Origin of the sequence: Grimontia sedimenti (assembly GCF_011045095.1) — a bacterium.
GTDB classification, from domain to species: domain Bacteria; phylum Pseudomonadota; class Gammaproteobacteria; order Enterobacterales; family Vibrionaceae; genus Enterovibrio; species Enterovibrio sedimenti.
On sequence record NZ_JAALDL010000010.1, the window covers coordinates 167,097 to 183,845 of the forward strand.

Below are 16,749 nucleotides of genomic sequence, written 5' to 3' on the forward strand. Positions count from 1 at the left end.
AACAATGAGAATGACACGTTTAACATCCTTTGCTCCATATCGCCGCACTGGCGCATTCTTGCTGGGATTGGTATTGCTCTTGGCATCAGGCTCTGCGCTTGCGGCCTCTGCCGAAGCGACTGTATCGCAAAATGTTGTCCCTGTTGGCGAGGCGTTTCAGCTTACCGTTTCCGTCGATGACAGTGTCGATAACGAAGCGCTCGATTTATCGCCGCTGGATACAGATTTCATCTACGGCCGTCCGAGCGTCAGCAGCAACACTTCTATCATCAATGGCAGTATGACCCGCAGCACGGTGTGGCGCGTTGCGGTCGCGGCGAAAAAGATGGGAACCTTCACCCTGCCTAGCCTAGACATTGAAGGCATGAAAACCGAACCCATTACTATTCGGGCGGTGGAAGCGAGAGACAAAAGCGCAGCACAGGACACTGAAACCGTAAAACTGACCGCGACACTCGATCGCAACGCTGGCTACGTCGGTGAAACCTTTAACTACCGTGTCCGCTTAATGATTGGCACCCAATTAGACTCCCCTGCGCTTCAAGCGCCATTTGGCGATGGATTGGAGGTGAAACAAGTGGGTGAAGATGTTCAGGCAGAGGCTGTGGTTAATGGCCGCCGCTATGTTGTTATCAGCCGACTTTATCAAGTGACGCCAGCCAAAGCAGGACAGCTAACACTGGAGGGCGCGGTATTTAGCGCTTCAGAAGTGAAAGGTCGCCGTGGTTGGGGACCATCACTGGGTGTTCCTATTGCCCGCCAAGCGGAGTACATGACGCTCGACATCAAAGAAAAACCGAGCGATTACACAGGACTTTGGCTACCAACACCTTCTCTGGAGCTGACGCAATCTTGGCAACCCGATGCGATATCAGAGCCTTTAGGTGTCGAGGTTGGTGAAGCTATCAATCGTGAAATCACGTTAAAAATTAAAAACATTGAGCAAAGCGCGATGCCGGATATCGCTATCGATTATCCACAAAGCGTGCGCGTTTATGCGGATAAGCCCGAGTACAGCCGCGATGGTGATTACACTGTCATGACGCTCAAACAGGTGATTATTCCGCGCGAAGCTGGAACCGTGATCTTGCCTGCGCTCAGCATCAATTGGTTTAACACCATTAGTGGGCAAAAACAGACCAGTGAGATTGCGGGCCTTCAGCTGGATGTGAAACCGGGCAGTGCTGTTGCCGCTCCAGTGCCACAAACGCCAGACGTTGTTGCGCCTGCTACAGTCACAACAACGCCGACAAGCGTAACCACTGTAGTGAAAGATGCTGGCATCTGGCCTTGGGCTACCGGTGTGTTTGCCTTCTTGTGGCTCGTCACGCTGGTGCTTTACTTCAGAAAACCTTCAGCTGCGCCTTCAAGCATCGGTGCTGTCAGCGTGGCGAACGAGTCCGCTTCACCGCTTGATACGCTCATAGCTGCCGTAAAGGCAAATGATTCTGTGAAGGTGGCGTCTGCAATGCGCGCGTGGGATAACTCCCTAGTGCCAGAGACGCTGACAGCGCAAATAGATTTGGAAGTGAATGCGATGATGGCAAGCCGCTACAGCCCATCAGCGTCTGATTGGAACAACGCAACCTTGCTGAAGCTCTTGCAGCAAGCTCGTCGAGAAAAGAAAAGCATCAGCAAAAAGGCAAGTCTTAGCGAACTGTCCTGACGTGTTCTCCTTTCTCTAGAAAGCAAAACGCCCCGACAAACGGGGCGTTTTCGTAGCACTGTCACTTGGAATTTTGGCTTAGAACCAACGCTCCAGTGATGTCTTGTCGAGTTGCTTGAATGCACGGTTCAGCGTTTGCGCAAGCTCTTTGTAGCGCGGGCGGCTTTTCATTGGCTGCAGGGCCCCACCTTCGCTGACAATCTTCTCATGCAATTCGCGATACCAACCTGCAAGCGCAGGAGGCAGTTGTGTTTCGCGGCGTTTCCCCAACCACCACATACCTTGTAGCGGCAAACTCAGTGCAAACAAAGCCATGATCATGGCCTGCGGCAAACCTGAGTAGTTATTGAAGGCCATTTGCATCAAAACGCTGATGACGGCAACAGCAGGCATCACTTTAATCGCAAACTGGGTTGCACGGATTACTCGGTTTTCCGGGAACATCGGTGCCAGCTCTTTTCGAACCGGCCATTCCGTCATGTACTTCTGACCATCACGGAACGCGTTCCACATTGATTTATTACTCATATGGCGCATACCTCTAAAGCGATGTCTCTGTATCATCGGCTAAAAACTTGCTGCAATCTTTAAAACAAAGTTGATAAACATTAATTCAAATCAATTAAGACTCAAAAATTTTTGTTATCTGGCGCAAGTATCGCTAGACTTAGCCGACCTAAATCAATTGTTGCTCGGATTTGATTATCTCGCAACCACTGAAACGCCAAATGGATGACCGGCAGCGCAACAAATCACCAAAGATGGTGGGCCTGTAGGACAATCTGTCTGGCGTTTTTCGTTGCGTACCCGGATATGTTGACCGGTGTGGCAAAAAACTGTTTCCGAAAATGAAGCAGTCACACCTCAAAGCTCAAACCTTGTTGAGTCATAAGGTTCAGTACGTGAATTCTTCGAACATCAATCACTGATGTGACAGAAAACCGAATTGGCCAGTCATGTGACGCAAAACAAGGATGGGCGCGGCGCAGTGGGTATCTATCAAAGGACTGATGAGCGATGTATCTATTCCGCGACAAATTTTGCTAAAAGTTTTTCTGGGACGGTTAGTGTGACGTTAATCAACTATCCTTCTCCGATTAGTAAACACCATCTACTTTACACGAATAGGTAGTCTCAAATGTCTAAGCTGGTTCTTGTTCTTAACTGCGGCAGCTCTTCGCTGAAATTCGCAATCATCGACGCACAATCAGGTGATGAGCACCTGTCAGGTCTGGCAGAATGTCTGCACCTGCCAGAAGCACGCATTAAGTGGAAATTGGACGGCAAACACGAAGCTCAACTGGGCGAAGGTGCTGCACACAAAGAAGCACTGAGCTTCATCGTTGAAACCATTCTGGCTTCTAAACCAGAACTGGCTGAAAACCTGGGCGCAATCGGTCACCGTGTTGTTCACGGCGGCGAGCAGTTCACTAAATCTGCACTGATCTGTGATTCAGTACTGAAAGGTATCGAAGACGCTGCGAGCTTCGCACCTCTGCACAACCCTGCGCACCTGGTAGGTATCGAAGCAGCGAAAGCAGCATTCCCTACTCTGAAAAACGTAGCGGTATTCGACACTGCGTTCCACCAGACTATGCCAGAAGAAGCGTTCCTGTACGCACTGCCATACAAGCTGTACAAAGAGCACGGTATCCGTCGTTACGGCATGCACGGTACTTCTCACTACTTCATCGCTCAAGAAGCAGCGGCTCAGCTTGATAAGCCAGTTGAAGAACTGAACATCATCAACTGTCACCTGGGTAACGGCGCATCTGTATGTGCAATCAAGAACGGTAAATCTGTAGACACATCTATGGGTATGACTCCGCTTGAAGGTCTGGTAATGGGTACCCGTTCTGGTGACCTGGACCCAGCAATCATCTTCCACCTGCACGATGCACTGGGTTACAGCGTTGAGCAAATCAACAGCATGCTGACCAAAGAGTCTGGCCTGATGGGTCTGACCGAAGTGACTTCTGACTGCCGTTTCGTTGAAGACAACTACGGTGCGAAAGAAGAAGCAACTCGCGCAATGGACGTGTTCTGTCACCGTCTGGCGAAATACGTTGCTAGCTACACTGCATGCCTGGACGGCCGTCTGGACGCGATCGTGTTCACTGGCGGTATCGGCGAGAACTCTGGCCCAATCCGTGAGTTGGTTCTGAACCGTCTGGCTCTGCTGGGTGTTGAAGTTGACCAAGAGCGCAACCTGAAAGCTCGCTTCGGCGGCGAAGGCGTTATCACTACTGATAGCAGCCGTGTTCCAGCAATGGTTATCTCTACCAACGAAGAGCTGGTTATCGCACAAGACACTGCACGTCTGGCTGAAATCTAATCGCCATTTGATGCAAACATGCGGCTGATCAATGTGGTCAGCCGTTTCAATTTGGCAAAGTTATCTGACTGTCTGCCAAACTGAATTATTAACAAAACCCGCGTCTGTGGGTTTTGCTCCCTACATAGTAAAGAGGAATCAAGCGTGTCCCGTACTATTATGCTCATTCCAATCGGCACAGGTGTTGGTCTGACCAGCGTTAGCCTGGGCGTACTGCGTGCGATGGAACAAAAGGGCCTTCGCGTCTCATTTTTCAAGCCTATCGCCCAGCCTCGCCATGGCGATAACCAGCCTGACCTGACAACAACCATCATCGAAGCAAACAGCGACATGAAAGTGGCAGAGCCGCTGACCATGGCAAACGCTGAAGCGCTGATCCGTACCGATCAGACTGACGTGCTGATGGAAGAAATCATCGCCCGCTTTAAAGAAGCAACTGCTGAAGCAGAAGTCGCGCTGATTGAAGGTCTGGTACCTACCCGTAACCATCCTTTCGCGAACCAGGTTAACTACGAAATCGCGAAAACGCTGGATGCGGAAATCGTGTTCATCACCACTCCGGGCACTGACAACCCTGCGCAACTGAAAGAGCGCATTGAAGTTGCCGTATCTAACTTCGGTGGTAGCAAGAACTCAAACATCGCAGGCGTTGTGATCAACAAACACGGCGCACCGGTTGATGAGCAAGGTCGTACCCGTCCTGATCTGTCTGACATCTTCGATGACAACAATGCAGCGAAAAGCAGCAATGTTGAAGTGATGGAGATCTTTAACTCCAGCCCAATCCGCGTTCTGGGTTGTGTGCCTTGGAGCATCGATCTGATTGCAACTCGTGCGAGCGATCTGGCGAAGCACCTGAATGCTGAAATCATCAACGAAGGTGAAATCAACACCCGTCGTATCAAGAGCATCACTTTCTGTGCGCGTTCAATCCCTAACATGGTTGAACACTTCCGCGCAGGCTCTCTGCTGGTGACTTCTGCTGACCGTCCTGACGTTATCGTTGCGGCGTGTCTGGCAGCAATGAACGGTCTGGAAATCGGTGCCTTGCTGCTGACTGGCGGTTACAGCATCCCAGAACAGCTGAACGGTCTGTGCGAGCGCGCATTCCAAGCTGGCCTGCCAGTGTTCACCACTGCGGGTAACACTTGGCAGACGTCTCTGAACCTGCAAAGCTTCAGCCTGGAAGTTCCAGCTGACGATAAAGAGCGTGTAGAGTTCGTTCAGAACCACGTTGCAGCACACGTTGACGGCAACTGGATTGAGTCTCTGTCTGAAGGCGCTGCACGTGCACGTCGTCTGAGCCCACCAGCATTCCGTTACCAGCTGACTGAGCTGGCTCGTAAAGCGGCTAAGCGTATCGTTCTGCCAGAAGGTGACGAGCCACGTACCGTTAAAGCGGCAGCTATCTGTGCTGAGCGTAAAATTGCGGAATGTGTGCTGCTGGGTAACCCAGAAGAAATCAAGCGTGTTGCTGACCAGCAAGGCGTGGTTCTGGGTGCTGGCGTCACCATCATCGACCCTGAAGCAGTGCGTGAGCAATACGTTGCGCGTCTGGTTGAGCTGCGTAAGAACAAAGGCATGACCGAAGTTGTAGCGCGTGAGCAACTGGAAGACACCGTAGTACTGGGTACTATGATGTTGGAAGCGAACGAAGTACACGGCCTGGTATCTGGTGCGGTTCACACCACAGCAAACACCATCCGTCCACCGCTGCAAATCATCAAGACTGCGCCAAGCGCATCTTTGGTGTCTTCTGTGTTCTTCATGCTGCTGCCTGACCAGGTTCTGGTTTACGGTGACTGTGCGATCAACCCAGATCCAAACGCAGAGCAACTGGCTGAAATCGCTATCCAGTCTGCAGATTCTGCAGCGGCATTCGGCATCGAGCCTCGCGTAGCAATGATCTCATACTCTACCGGTACTTCTGGTCAGGGTGCAGACGTTGAGAAAGTACGTGAAGCAACGCTGATTGCTCAGCAGAAACGTCCTGACCTGATGATCGACGGTCCTCTGCAGTACGACGCCGCTATCATGGAAAACGTGGCAGCTTCTAAAGCGCCAAACTCTCCAGTAGCAGGTAAAGCGACCGTATTCGTATTCCCAGACCTGAACACCGGTAACACCACTTACAAAGCGGTACAGCGTTCAGCGGATCTGGTTTCAATCGGTCCAATGCTTCAGGGTATGCGTAAGCCTGTTAACGACCTGTCTCGTGGCGCACTGGTAGACGACATCGTTTACACCGTTGCACTGACTGCGATTCAAGCAAAACAAGCGGAAGATGCAGAAGCAGCAGCTGAATAAGCTCTCTGACTTCTAGAAGAAAAGCCGACGCTATTTGCGTCGGCTTTTTTATGTTCATTTGGGAGCAACTGGGGTTATCCAGTTTTCTTCTTCAGCGCCTTGAGGTGTTCTTCTGCCGTCAGGAAATCAAACTGATTCACTGACTCCTGCAGGCGCTTAAATTCTTCGAGTTGGTTGAACCACTGCGGCAAATCCTTGGAAAGCGTAGAGAGCTTGTCCTGCACTTCAATATCGAACTCTTGAAGGCTGGTCTGCAATGCATTGATTTGCTCAATCAAGTAAGCATCCAACGGTTTAATTTCTTCCTGAACAACAGGCTCCGCCTCCACGGACGCTGAGCTCAAAGCAATTTCGTCAAACTTATCAATGGCAGCAGTGATCAGGTCTTTCAGCTCATTCACTTCCGCTTCCGTAACCGTCTCGCCTGCGTTGTATTTGTCTTCCAAACCCGAAGCTATCTTTGAGATAGCATCTGCGCCAATATTACTTCCCGCCCCTTTACAGGAGTGAGCAAGTATCGCTTTCTCGCTGTTGTCTGCATCTGACAGCAGTTGGTCCATCGCCGTTTTTTGCGAAGTGAGGAACAGCGACAAGATTTTCAGATACTTCGCTTTGTTGCCACCCAGTCGTTGCACGCCTTCACCAAGATTGATGCCGGGCACGTTATCAACCATCAGATCAAACATTGTATCGTCGTATTCCATGTTTACTCTCCTTCGGGTCCGTTCAGCGTCCTCAGCTTCTGCATCAACGGTTGATTCCCCTTTTGGTTCCGGTGTTTTGGCAACGGTATCGACCACTTCCGTCGTCGCTTCAATATCTGCTTCTTCCACCTCTGCCGCTACTTCCGTGGTGTCTTCGGCTTTTTCTGGTTCTGGTTCTGGTTCTGGTTCTGGTTCTGGTTCTGGTTCTGGTTCTGGTTCTGGTTCTGGTTCTGTAGATGATGAAACCACAACCGATTCAAGCGGTGCCTCAGATTTCTTCTCTTCCGGTGCATCTTTCGAAAGCCATTCTATTAATTTGGCGTGCAATAATTCAAAGTTGATGGGTTTGGCAAGATGCTCGTTCATCCCCGCTTCACGACACGCTGCCACGTCGTGGGCATCCGTGTTTGCCGTCATGGCGAGTATCGGCAAGGTTTGCATACCTAACTCCCGACGGATGGTCTTGGTTGCCGTTACCCCATCAACCACTGGCATCTGCATATCCATCAAGATCAAATCAACGTGATGCTCTTTAACCATCTCAATGGCTTCTGCACCGTTGTCTGCCACCAGCACACTGATTGGAAGGGTTTCCATCGCTCCCAGCGCGACTTCCTGATTGATAAGGTTATCTTCAACCAGTAGCACCACCTTATCCATAATGGCGATTTCTTCTTCCGGGATGTCTTCCAGTTCTAGCTCTGGCAGGTCTTTGCGACCGTTTTTGATCGGCTTGATGGTGCGTACTTCTTCCGTCAACGAACGCATAAATTTCGATGGAAGCACGGGCATGGTGACCCAGTTGAACGCGAAGTTCGGTCTGGCATCAGGAATATCCAAACAGTGTTTCTTTCCGCAAAGCAGAAGGACAGATTGAGCTCGTGACAGGCCATTGAATATGGTTGAAATACTGGATTTCATCTCTGGCGTAATCAGATCCCAGTCCACGACAACATGCTCATAAACACCGCGCTCGATGTTCTGCTTGCTGTGCTCAATGTCGTCGACATCCCGGCATTGACTCACATTGGCACCGGCAAAAACCAGCGGTTCTTTCATGTTGTTACGCAGGGTAGAATTTGGCGACACGATGAGTACGCTTTTCGCCGTAAGCAAACGCGCCCAGGCTCCACCGAGCTTTGAGGTTTCACGCAGCCCGGACTGACAAGGCAGCGTAAAGGAAAATACACTGCCTTCCCCCAAGCGGCTATCAGCCTGTAACTCGCCCCCCATCAGCGACACCAGTTCACGGGCCAGTGTTAGTCCCAGTCCACGACCGCCATGCTCCCGCGATGAGGAATTGTCTGACTGCGAAAATGGCTGGAAGAGGTTATCCAAATCCTTTCTGCGGATCCCTACCCCGGTGTCACGAATCGTAAAGCGTATTTTAACGTCAGAGTCCCGACAGGATTCGAGCGTGACAGAGAGTGTGACCTCTCCGCTGTCGGTAAACTTCACCGCATTATCACCCAACGCCATGAGCACCTGAGTAAGACGTACAGAGTCTGCATCAATGATCTTTGGAATTGCCATATCGAGGTTGACGCAAAACAGCACATCTTTTTCCTGAGCCCGCTCGCCCAACGTGTCAGCTACCGGTGTCAGAATGGTTTCGAGATTACACTCAACCCATTCAATATGCAGGTTGCCAGCTTTGACATTGGTGAAATCCAACACTTCATTGACCGCATCAAGCAATGAGTTAGCCGCACTGATAACCCGCTTGATATACCGTTGCTGTTTCCCTTCAAGGCCGCTATCCATCGCCAGTTGAGACATCCCCAATATGGCATTCAAGGGTGTTCTTAGCTCATGGGACATGTTGGAAAGAAAATCCCGCTTCGCCTGATGTGCCACGCTGGCGGAACGTTTTGCGATAGAGAGGTCTTTTTCTGTCTGGCGGATCTTCTGGCGTTGATCTTTGACTTGGGCTTGCAGGCCTTGATGGTGACTGCTCCACGGACCACAATCACCAACAGTATAAGAATGATACCGGTAAGAAGCGGCAGCAGGCTGACCCCCTCTCCCGTCGGTGGAAGCGAAGTCGCAGATAAATAACCGTGTTCTTTTTCCGCTCGCACGGATATAGGCAGCAAGGTGAATACCACCATAACGAAAGCACGGGCTTGTCCTGTGCTCAACACGCTGCCCGCCCTTGCAGTAATTTCTGAGAAAAGCTTTCCAGTGAACGCTGTTACGCCCAAAAAACTGTCGTTGTTCATAGGTTTTGATCTGCTCGCCGTTAGTACATTACGAACGCTTTTACCGTACGTATGTAGGCACGCTGTAACTGCATGTCTCAATTAAAATAATGTGACTCACAATTGGAACATTATTAAGAGTAGACCTAGGATTGAAGAAGTGGAAAGTGATTCAGGATCCCGTTAATGGTGTCACCGGAAAACAACGCAAAGAAACGCGCAACCATATTGGTCGTCGATGATACGCCTGAAAATCTTGTGTTCGTGAGCGAGATGCTCAAGAACGATTATGAAGTCAAGGCAGCGACCAATGGCCAAACAGCTCTCGCTATCGTTGAAAAATTTTCCATAGATCTGATTCTCTTGGATGTCGTCATGCCCGGCATGGACGGCTACGAAGTCTGCCGTCAGATTAAAGCCAAAAAAGGCGGTGGCGATATTCCAGTTATCTTCTTGACTTCTAAGTCAAAAGCGGAAGATCAGGAATTTGGTTTTTCTGTGGGTGCTGCTGACTACATCAAAAAGCCCCTCAGTCCGCCTATCACGATGGCGCGCATCCGCATCCATCTAGAGAACAAAGCGTCCAAAGACTTCCTGCATGATCAAAATGAGTTTTTGGAAGCGGAAGTTCAACGTCGGGTTAAAGAACTCAGTGTTATTCAGGATGTCACCATCAATGCACTCGCAAGCCTCGCGGAAACACGCGATCAGGAAACCGGTAATCACATTGTCCGTACTCAGTACTATGTAAAAATCCTTGCAGACCAGCTTTACCTGCGTGGCAAATATCCTGACATAGTGACGCCCGAGTACGTCACTATGGTGTTCAAAACTGCACCGCTTCACGACATCGGCAAAGTCGGTATTCCAGATGCTATCTTGCTGAAACCCGGCAAGCTGACGGCCGAAGAATTCGACATCATGAAAACGCACGCCAAACTTGGCTACGACGCGATAGTGAAAGCCGAGGAAGAGGTAGGCGCGCATTATCCATTCCTGAGCGCGGCGAAAGAAATCGCCTATGGTCACCATGAAAAGTGGGATGGCTCTGGCTATCCGCAAGGCTTAGCAGGCGAAGACATTCCGCTCAGTGCGCGGTTAATGGCGGTTGCTGATGTGTTTGATGCGTTGGTCAGTAAGCGTATTTACAAATCTGCAATGACCAACGACGAGGCGTTTGACATTATCCGGGAAGGCAGAGGATCGCATTTCGACCCTCTGTTAGTCGATATCATGTTTGAAATGCAGTCAGACTTTATCAAGATCGCAGAGACTTACAAAGACTGACCGCCGGGATAATCAGCCCACAGCCAACCAAACACCTACACCCATCATCAATGAGCCCGCGATGCGGTTCATCATTCGCACGTTACCGCTTTTTTGTAGGAAGTGGCGCAGCGTGCGGCCGCCCGAAGCATAAAGTAGTAAACAGCCAAACTCTGTCAGCAGGATAATGCCAATCAGCACGGAAAGCTGAGGTGGCAACGCCAGAGAAGGGTTAATAAACGGTGGCAACAGCGAAATCATAAACGCCCAACCTTTCGGGTTGGCAATGGCGGTCACAAAGCCTTGCATTGCGAGCGTCAGTCGAGACGTATCGGAATTTGAAGTGAAATCCTGAGGAATCGCCATTTTCCCTTTAGATAGCCACATCTGGACACCAAGGTAAAACAGATATGCGCCACCCAGATACTTCAGAATCGCAAACAACTCTGGGTAATTGAGCATGATCGCCGCTACGCCAGCAACGGATGCCAGCGAAACCAAACCCACACCAATCAACTCTCCCCACATCATGTGAAGGCTACGACGTACACCAATACTCATGCCTAGCGTCATTGCTAGGGTCATGCACATACCCGGCGTTACCGATACAAAAAAGAATGTTGGAATAAACACCGCCAACATGGCGATATCAACTGCAGATGCCACTTCATCTCCGGACATAACAAGCATAAAGAAGCGTAGTAGAAACCGAGTCTTGGTTAGCGTCAAGCGGTATTGCTGAGACAAAAAGGCCTCCTAATCTGGAGGCCTTTAAAACTCTGCGTTTCCGCTTATCCGTATACCAACTCTGGTAGCCAGGTCGCCAATGACGGCCAGTAAGCCAGCATCATCAGCACCAAAATCTGGATGGCGATAAACGGCATCACACCACGATAAATATCCATGGTTGAGATCGAGTTAGGCGCTACCCCACGTAGGTAGAACAGCGAGAAACCAAACGGTGGCGTCAGGAATGACGTCTGCAGGTTCAGCGCGATCATGATACCCAGCCAAACGGGGTCCACACCCATGGTCAGCAGGATTGGCGCAACAATCGGGATAACGACAAAGGTAATTTCAATGAAGTCGAGGAAGAAGCCCAACAGGAACAATACCAGCATGACCAGCAGCATCGCGCCAAACACGCCACCCGGAAGACCAGTGAGGAAGTCGCGAACAATGTCGTCACCACCAAAGCCACGGAACACCAGCGCAAACAGTGACGCACCAATCAGGATCATAAAGACCATGGCGGTCACTTCTGTGGTGGTGCGCATGACTTCCTTGAGGATAGCGAGGTTAAACATGCGCTTACTGGCCGCAAGAATGATGGCACCCACGGAACCCACAGACGCCGCTTCTGTTGGTGTGGCTACACCCGTCAGGATGGAGCCCAATACGAGCACAATCAGAAGCACTGGCGGGATCAATACGGTCAGTACCTGAACGAAGAGTTCTTTGCTGACCTTACGATCTTCTTCTGGAATAGGTGGCACTCGATGCGGTTGTAAAATCGCAATACCAATCAGGTACACAATGTACAGCCCCACCAGCACAAAGCCCGGGATCAGCGCGCCAAGGAACAAATCACCCACTGTCACGCTTTCTGGCGAGAAGATCCCCTGATCAAGCTGCGCCTGCTGATATGCCGAGGAAATCACATCCCCCAGCAGTACAAGCACGATGGAAGGCGGAATGATTTGACCTAAGGTACCCGAAGCACAAATCGTGCCCGTCGCGATACGAGGACAATAGCCGCGCTTCATCATTGAAGGCAGAGACAGCAAGCCCATGGTTACCACGGTCGCACCAACGATACCGGTGCTCGCTGCCAGCAGCATACCGACGATGGTCACCGAAATACCCAATCCACCCGCTAAGCCGCCAAACACCTGCCCCATGGTATCGAGCAAGTCTTCTGCAATTTTGGATTTCTCCAGCATCACGCCCATAAAAACGAACAGCGGGATAGCCACCAGCAGCTCATTGGAGAGCGTGCCAGAGATACGGTTAGGAATAGCTTCAAGGAAAGCTGGGTCAAACGCTCCCGTTGCCGAACCAATGAAGGCAAACAACAATGCAGAGCCACCTAGCGAAAACGCCACCGGATAACCCACCAGCAATACGCCGAAGGTAAACAAAAATAGAAACAGTGCGAGGAACTCGGTCATAGTGCGTGCTCCTCATCGTGATCTTCTAATTGCTTAGCCAAGTCTTGGTGGCCGGTAAGGGTTAACACGGCTCTCAATGACTCCGCGATACCCTGCAGGATCACTAGCGCGGGCATCAGCAATATACTGGTTTTAAATATGTAACGTGCGTCTACGCCACCTGCTTCTTGCGAGCCTTCCATAATGGCCCACGAAGCGGAGACATAATCCCACGCGATATAAAAGATAAACACACAGGTTGGTAGCAGTAAAAAGAGAAAGCCAAACAGGTCAACCAAGGCTTTTTTCTTTTCACTCATTGGGCGATAGAAAATATCCACGCGTACGTGAGCACCTTTCAACAGCGCGTAAGCTGCGCCAAGCATAATCACGTAATTATGAAAATAGAGAACGGACTCCTGCATAAACACTGAGCCCGTGTTAAACACATAACGCATCACAACCACCACGAAGGTGATAAGCACAATTGCCAACACGAACCAGGAAACGAAGCGACCCGTCCAATCACTGAATCGATTGATCCCTTTGATCAGGGAAATCAGAAAAGGAGAAGCGGTTTCCATACAACAACTCTTACTTCAGCCCTTAGGGCTTTTGTTTTTATGAGGGTATTGAAAAAGGCAGTGCCCGGGGCACTGCCTGTTCAACATTATTGCGGATTACGGGCGTTCAGCATGGCTTGCTCAGAAATAGCATGCCAGTCAATTGCCTGATCGCGGAAAGATTTGTAAGAGTCGTAAACCTTCTTACTGATTTCATCCACTTCTGCCTGCTCAGCAACCACTTCATCAGCTACTGCTTGCAGTTGAGTCAGTACTTCTTGTGGGTACGGACGGAGCTCTACTTTGTGCTCGTTCACCAGGCTTTCCAGCGCTGCGTTGTTGCGCGCAGTGAATTCAGCCAGCATGTCGGCATTCGCTACACGTGTTGCCGCCAGAACGATAGATTGCAGATCTTTAGGCAGCTTCTCAAATGCTTGCTTGTTGATCAGCGCTTCCAGCGTTGTACCTGGCTCATGCCACCCCGGGTAGTAGTAGTATTTCGCCGCTTTGTGCAGACCAAATGCCAAATCGTTGTATGGACCTACCCACTCAGTCGCGTCAATCGCGCCAGATTGCAGAGATGGGAAGATTTCGCCGCCCGGCAGCAGTACAGGCGTACCACCTACTCGTTTCAGCACCTCACCGCCCAACCCAGGGATACGCATTTTCAGGCCTTCAAGGTCACTGATTTGGTTGATTTCTTTGTTGAACCAGCCACCCATTTGTACGCCAGTGTTACCCGCTGGCATTGGGATGATACCGAATGGTTCGTAAGCTTCCGCCCACAGTTCCAGACCACCACCGTTGTAGATCCAGCCGTTCATTTCCTGCGCGGTCAGACCAAATGGTACTGCTGCGAAAAACTGGCCTGCCGGTGCTTTACCTTTCCAGTAGTAGCCAGCGCCATGACCCATTTCGGCAGTACCACGAGATACTGCATCAAACACATCCAGTGCACCCACCAGCTCGCCGGCACCGTACACTTTCACTTCCAGGCGACCGTCACTCATTTCAGTGATCAGCTCAGCAAGGTTGTTTGCGCCCGTTCCCAAACCAGGGAAGTTCTTCGGCCAGGTGGTGACCATTTTCCAGGTTACTTTTTCTTGCGCAGCGGGTGCAGCTTCAGCTGCCGCTTCCTGCTTTTGCTCACCACAGCCGGCCATGAACACACTGAGTGCTACTGCGGCGGTGGCGAGGAACGAACGACGTTTCAACATGATTTCAGTCTCCTTGCTCGAAATGGCGGTAACAACAGGCAACGCGGAAAGTTGCAAAAGATAGGTGCAGGCTGCCTGTTCAATCCGTGGCTATCTCACTAACTATGCAGTTAATGAGATGTTGCAATAACTTTACTCATTATGCGCCTAGGCAAGTAGCTTCATCACAAGGTAGTTTGAAGTCGGTCAAACAATGATCAGGTTTTATTTAACCTTCTGATAGATAACTCCCTATGTAGCCTCCTAATTGCGTGCTACCACGCACTGTTTTTGGGGATTTCACCTTATTTAAAATGCACAAAAAAGCCCCTATTCTCAGGGGCTCAATTTTGTTAACTGAAAGCATGTTTCAAACTCTGCACACGTCGGAAGATAAGCCAATCGATGCATAAAATTGCAACCACTGACAAGCCAGCGAGCGGAAACAACAGACAGATGGCAATCAGGGTTGTCGCTCCGACCACCCAAAAACCACCACCAGCCACGACAGGTGGCGCGCCAAGTTTGCGTGAACCGTTCGGACGACGCTTCCACCACATAACACCACCAGTGATAGATATAGCGATAAAGGCAAGACAGAAAAATACATTCAGCGCTTTATTGATGATGCTGATATCCCCCTGATGCAATGCAATCCCTGCCGCCATCGCTTTTGCCATCCAGTTGTAATCTGCAAAGGTAATATCTGCCAGCACTTCACCACTGTATTGGTCTACGTGCATGGTTCTGTCTTGCCTTGGGTCGGTAATATCTCCACTCATGGTGTTCGCCGACAAGGTATAAACCCCAGTATCCGACTTCGGAAATTTCAGCTTATAGTGGGTAAAACCCACTTCCTTAGCCAAGGTCACAACCTGATCGATGCTCACATCCGCAGCGTACTTGCGTTCCACGTTGGGCTCAGGTGCACCATGACCACCATGATCAGAGCTCGGTACTGGCGTTTGCTCGAGGTTCCAGGGCATTTCCTCTTCAGAGCCATGATTAAGCATCTTGTGGGTGATCACCGATTCAGGCGCGTTTTTAGAGCGTTCAGCTGGGAAGCTGCCCCAAGGCTGAACAATTTTTCCGCCCCAGATACCCGCCCAGGCAAGACCAGACAATACAAACAGCAGTAATACCACGGATAAAACGCCACCTAGATTGGCATGCAAGTCCCGCATGAAAATGCGCGAACCGCTGTCGGTACGGATCTTAAGAAAACCGGCTCGGCTTGCCGCGTCTTTCGGCCACCAGAGGTAAATCCCTGACAACAGCAGCAGAATCATAAAACTGGCGGCAGTTTCAATCAGTCGATCACCTAAGTCACCAATAAGTAGTGTGCCGTGAATATCGTTCGCCAGCTCATACCAACTGTCGCTGCGGTCGATTGTCCCTGTCACTTCCGCTGTATACGGGTTCACTATGGCAAAACGGGTTTCACCGCTTGGCAATTGAATGGAAAAACGGCTGACAGTATCTGCGGTTCGCGCTGGAATAAATTGCGTCACCGTGGCTTCTGGAAACGCCTGATTTACCGCATTGAGCTGTTCAGAAGGTTGCATTGGTTGTCCGCTGGCCTGAACCGTTAACATGTCTCCGTAGCGGGCAGATTCAATCTCATCATCAAACAGCATGACAAGACCGGTAACGCTCAGCATCAACATAAAGGGAATAACGAAAAGTCCGGCATAGAAGTGCCATCGCCAAGCAGTGAAATATCGCGCTTTTTGGGCAGCCGCAGCCGCTGTGTTGGTTTCACTAACCATGATTAGTTTTCCTTTCTCATAAGCAAACACACCGCAAAACACGCAGTGCATTTTTATAGATGACTTTACTCAGTGGGCTTAGCGCCCTATTTATTTTTGTTTTAGAACACTCCAGCCCTCAGCAACTACAGCTGTATACGAGCTTGGAGATTATGAGAGTGAGAAAGGTGGGGCGCGGGCGATGGGAGATTCAAACCTTACCCTTTGAGCCAATAAAGAGTAACGCTGATTCCCCACGAATTTTACGTGAGTATGAGTGTCTGTGGTGGTGAGTGTAAGGTGATGACTAAAAGAGAAGTGGCTGAACGGACAAGGCTTTCCATGGTGCTTTCCTTCATCGCTGGTTTCTTCCCCTTCAACCTGAACCAGCTTAAAGCCATTAACAGTACAGAGTGTTTCCCAAACGCCAGCATTGCTGCCATGGGCATTTATCACAGGCATCAGTGAGACCAGCACCCAACTTAAGGCGCTTGCCAACAACATCATTCGTTTAAATGACGCCCTCACATACCCATCCTGCTTGTGAATATAAGCCGCAAAATATATATCACTAAGTGTATTGATGCAGTGAGCCAGTATGAAAAGAAAGCAA

At 50.3% G+C, this 16,749-nt stretch carries 13 protein-coding genes; 4 read left to right on the forward strand and 9 right to left on the reverse strand.

Annotation, left to right across the window (positions count from 1 at the left end; all coding sequences use genetic code 11):
• The first annotated feature begins 10 nt into the window (after nt 1-10).
• A complete protein-coding gene (locus tag G5S52_RS14305; protein ID WP_235956258.1) occupies nt 11-1,666 on the forward strand; it encodes a BatD family protein in 1,656 nt (551 codons plus the stop codon).
• 78 nt (nt 1,667-1,744) lie between these two features.
• Here G5S52_RS14305 and yfbV read toward each other — a convergent pair whose 3' ends face one another.
• A complete protein-coding gene (gene yfbV / locus G5S52_RS14310) occupies nt 1,745-2,194 on the reverse strand; it encodes a terminus macrodomain insulation protein YfbV (protein WP_165014976.1) in 450 nt (149 codons plus the stop codon).
• A gap of 610 nt (nt 2,195-2,804) precedes the next feature.
• Here yfbV and G5S52_RS14315 point away from each other — a divergent pair.
• The gene (locus G5S52_RS14315; protein ID WP_165014979.1) at nt 2,805-4,001 is read left to right on the forward strand and encodes an acetate kinase; all 1,197 of its coding nucleotides are present in this window, start codon (nt 2,805-2,807) and stop codon (nt 3,999-4,001) included.
• A gap of 159 nt (nt 4,002-4,160) precedes the next feature.
• On the forward strand, nt 4,161-6,308 hold the full coding sequence (gene pta / locus G5S52_RS14320; RefSeq protein ID WP_165015050.1) for a phosphate acetyltransferase: 2,148 nt from the start codon (nt 4,161-4,163) through the stop codon (nt 6,306-6,308).
• A 74-nt stretch (nt 6,309-6,382) separates the two neighbouring features.
• Here pta and G5S52_RS14325 read toward each other — a convergent pair whose 3' ends face one another.
• Together G5S52_RS14325 and G5S52_RS23985 are read right to left on the reverse strand one after the other, a co-directional pair.
• Nucleotides 6,383-8,833, reverse strand: coding sequence for a hybrid sensor histidine kinase/response regulator (locus tag G5S52_RS14325; RefSeq protein WP_235956260.1), 2,451 nt, complete (start codon nt 8,831-8,833; stop codon nt 6,383-6,385).
• A complete protein-coding gene (locus G5S52_RS23985; protein ID WP_235956263.1) occupies nt 8,818-9,234 on the reverse strand; it encodes a hypothetical protein in 417 nt (138 codons plus the stop codon). The genes G5S52_RS14325 and G5S52_RS23985 overlap by 16 nt, the downstream gene beginning before the upstream one ends.
• A 165-nt stretch (nt 9,235-9,399) precedes the next feature.
• On the opposite strand from G5S52_RS23985, the gene G5S52_RS14330 reads away from it, so the two are divergent.
• Complete coding sequence (locus tag G5S52_RS14330) at nt 9,400-10,500, forward strand: response regulator (RefSeq protein ID WP_165014982.1); 1,101 nt, start codon at nt 9,400-9,402, stop codon at nt 10,498-10,500.
• A gap of 12 nt (nt 10,501-10,512) precedes the next feature.
• On the opposite strand, the gene G5S52_RS14335 is transcribed toward G5S52_RS14330, so the two are convergent.
• The 6 genes from G5S52_RS14335 to G5S52_RS14360 all read right to left on the reverse strand — a co-directional run bounded on the left by G5S52_RS14335 (nt 10,513) and on the right by G5S52_RS14360 (nt 16,643).
• Nucleotides 10,513-11,121, reverse strand: a complete 609-nt coding sequence (locus G5S52_RS14335) for a LysE family translocator (RefSeq protein ID WP_231590941.1) — start codon at nt 11,119-11,121, stop codon at nt 10,513-10,515.
• 149 nt (nt 11,122-11,270) lie between these two features.
• On the reverse strand, nt 11,271-12,650 hold the full coding sequence (locus G5S52_RS14340; RefSeq protein WP_165014985.1) for a TRAP transporter large permease: 1,380 nt from the start codon (nt 12,648-12,650) through the stop codon (nt 11,271-11,273).
• Entirely contained in the window at nt 12,647-13,213 is a 567-nt protein-coding gene (locus G5S52_RS14345; protein WP_165014987.1) for a TRAP transporter small permease subunit, read from the reverse strand. The genes G5S52_RS14340 and G5S52_RS14345 overlap by 4 nt, the downstream gene beginning before the upstream one ends.
• An 86-nt stretch (nt 13,214-13,299) precedes the next feature.
• Complete coding sequence (locus G5S52_RS14350; RefSeq protein ID WP_062660688.1) at nt 13,300-14,409, reverse strand: TRAP transporter substrate-binding protein; 1,110 nt, start codon at nt 14,407-14,409, stop codon at nt 13,300-13,302.
• 332 nt (nt 14,410-14,741) lie between these two features.
• Nucleotides 14,742-16,157, reverse strand: coding sequence for a PepSY-associated TM helix domain-containing protein (locus G5S52_RS14355; RefSeq protein ID WP_165014990.1), 1,416 nt, complete (start codon nt 16,155-16,157; stop codon nt 14,742-14,744).
• 150 nt (nt 16,158-16,307) lie between these two features.
• Nucleotides 16,308-16,643, reverse strand: a complete 336-nt coding sequence (locus G5S52_RS14360) for a hypothetical protein (protein WP_165014993.1) — start codon at nt 16,641-16,643, stop codon at nt 16,308-16,310.
• Nucleotides 16,644-16,749 lie beyond the last annotated feature (106 nt).

What these genes read in the sequence shown, in the direction of transcription:
- G5S52_RS14305 (WP_235956258.1), top strand. Translation starts at nt 11, where the DNA reads ATGACACGTTTAACATCCTTTGCTCCATATCGCCGCACTGGCGCATTC.
- yfbV (WP_165014976.1), bottom strand. Translation starts at nt 2,194, where the DNA reads ATGAGTAATAAATCAATGTGGAACGCGTTCCGTGATGGTCAGAAGTAC.
- G5S52_RS14315 (WP_165014979.1), top strand. Translation starts at nt 2,805, where the DNA reads ATGTCTAAGCTGGTTCTTGTTCTTAACTGCGGCAGCTCTTCGCTGAAA.
- pta (WP_165015050.1), top strand. Translation starts at nt 4,161, where the DNA reads ATGCTCATTCCAATCGGCACAGGTGTTGGTCTGACCAGCGTTAGCCTG.
- G5S52_RS14325 (WP_235956260.1), bottom strand. Translation starts at nt 8,833, where the DNA reads ATGTCCCATGAGCTAAGAACACCCTTGAATGCCATATTGGGGATGTCT.
- G5S52_RS23985 (WP_235956263.1), bottom strand. Translation starts at nt 9,234, where the DNA reads ATGAACAACGACAGTTTTTTGGGCGTAACAGCGTTCACTGGAAAGCTT.
- G5S52_RS14330 (WP_165014982.1), top strand. Translation starts at nt 9,400, where the DNA reads ATGGTGTCACCGGAAAACAACGCAAAGAAACGCGCAACCATATTGGTC.
- G5S52_RS14335 (WP_231590941.1), bottom strand. Translation starts at nt 11,121, where the DNA reads ATGTTGGCGGTGTTTATTCCAACATTCTTTTTTGTATCGGTAACGCCG.
- G5S52_RS14340 (WP_165014985.1), bottom strand. Translation starts at nt 12,650, where the DNA reads ATGACCGAGTTCCTCGCACTGTTTCTATTTTTGTTTACCTTCGGCGTA.
- G5S52_RS14345 (WP_165014987.1), bottom strand. Translation starts at nt 13,213, where the DNA reads ATGGAAACCGCTTCTCCTTTTCTGATTTCCCTGATCAAAGGGATCAAT.
- G5S52_RS14350 (WP_062660688.1), bottom strand. Translation starts at nt 14,409, where the DNA reads ATGTTGAAACGTCGTTCGTTCCTCGCCACCGCCGCAGTAGCACTCAGT.
- G5S52_RS14355 (WP_165014990.1), bottom strand. Translation starts at nt 16,157, where the DNA reads ATGGTTAGTGAAACCAACACAGCGGCTGCGGCTGCCCAAAAAGCGCGA.
- G5S52_RS14360 (WP_165014993.1), bottom strand. Translation starts at nt 16,643, where the DNA reads ATGATGTTGTTGGCAAGCGCCTTAAGTTGGGTGCTGGTCTCACTGATG.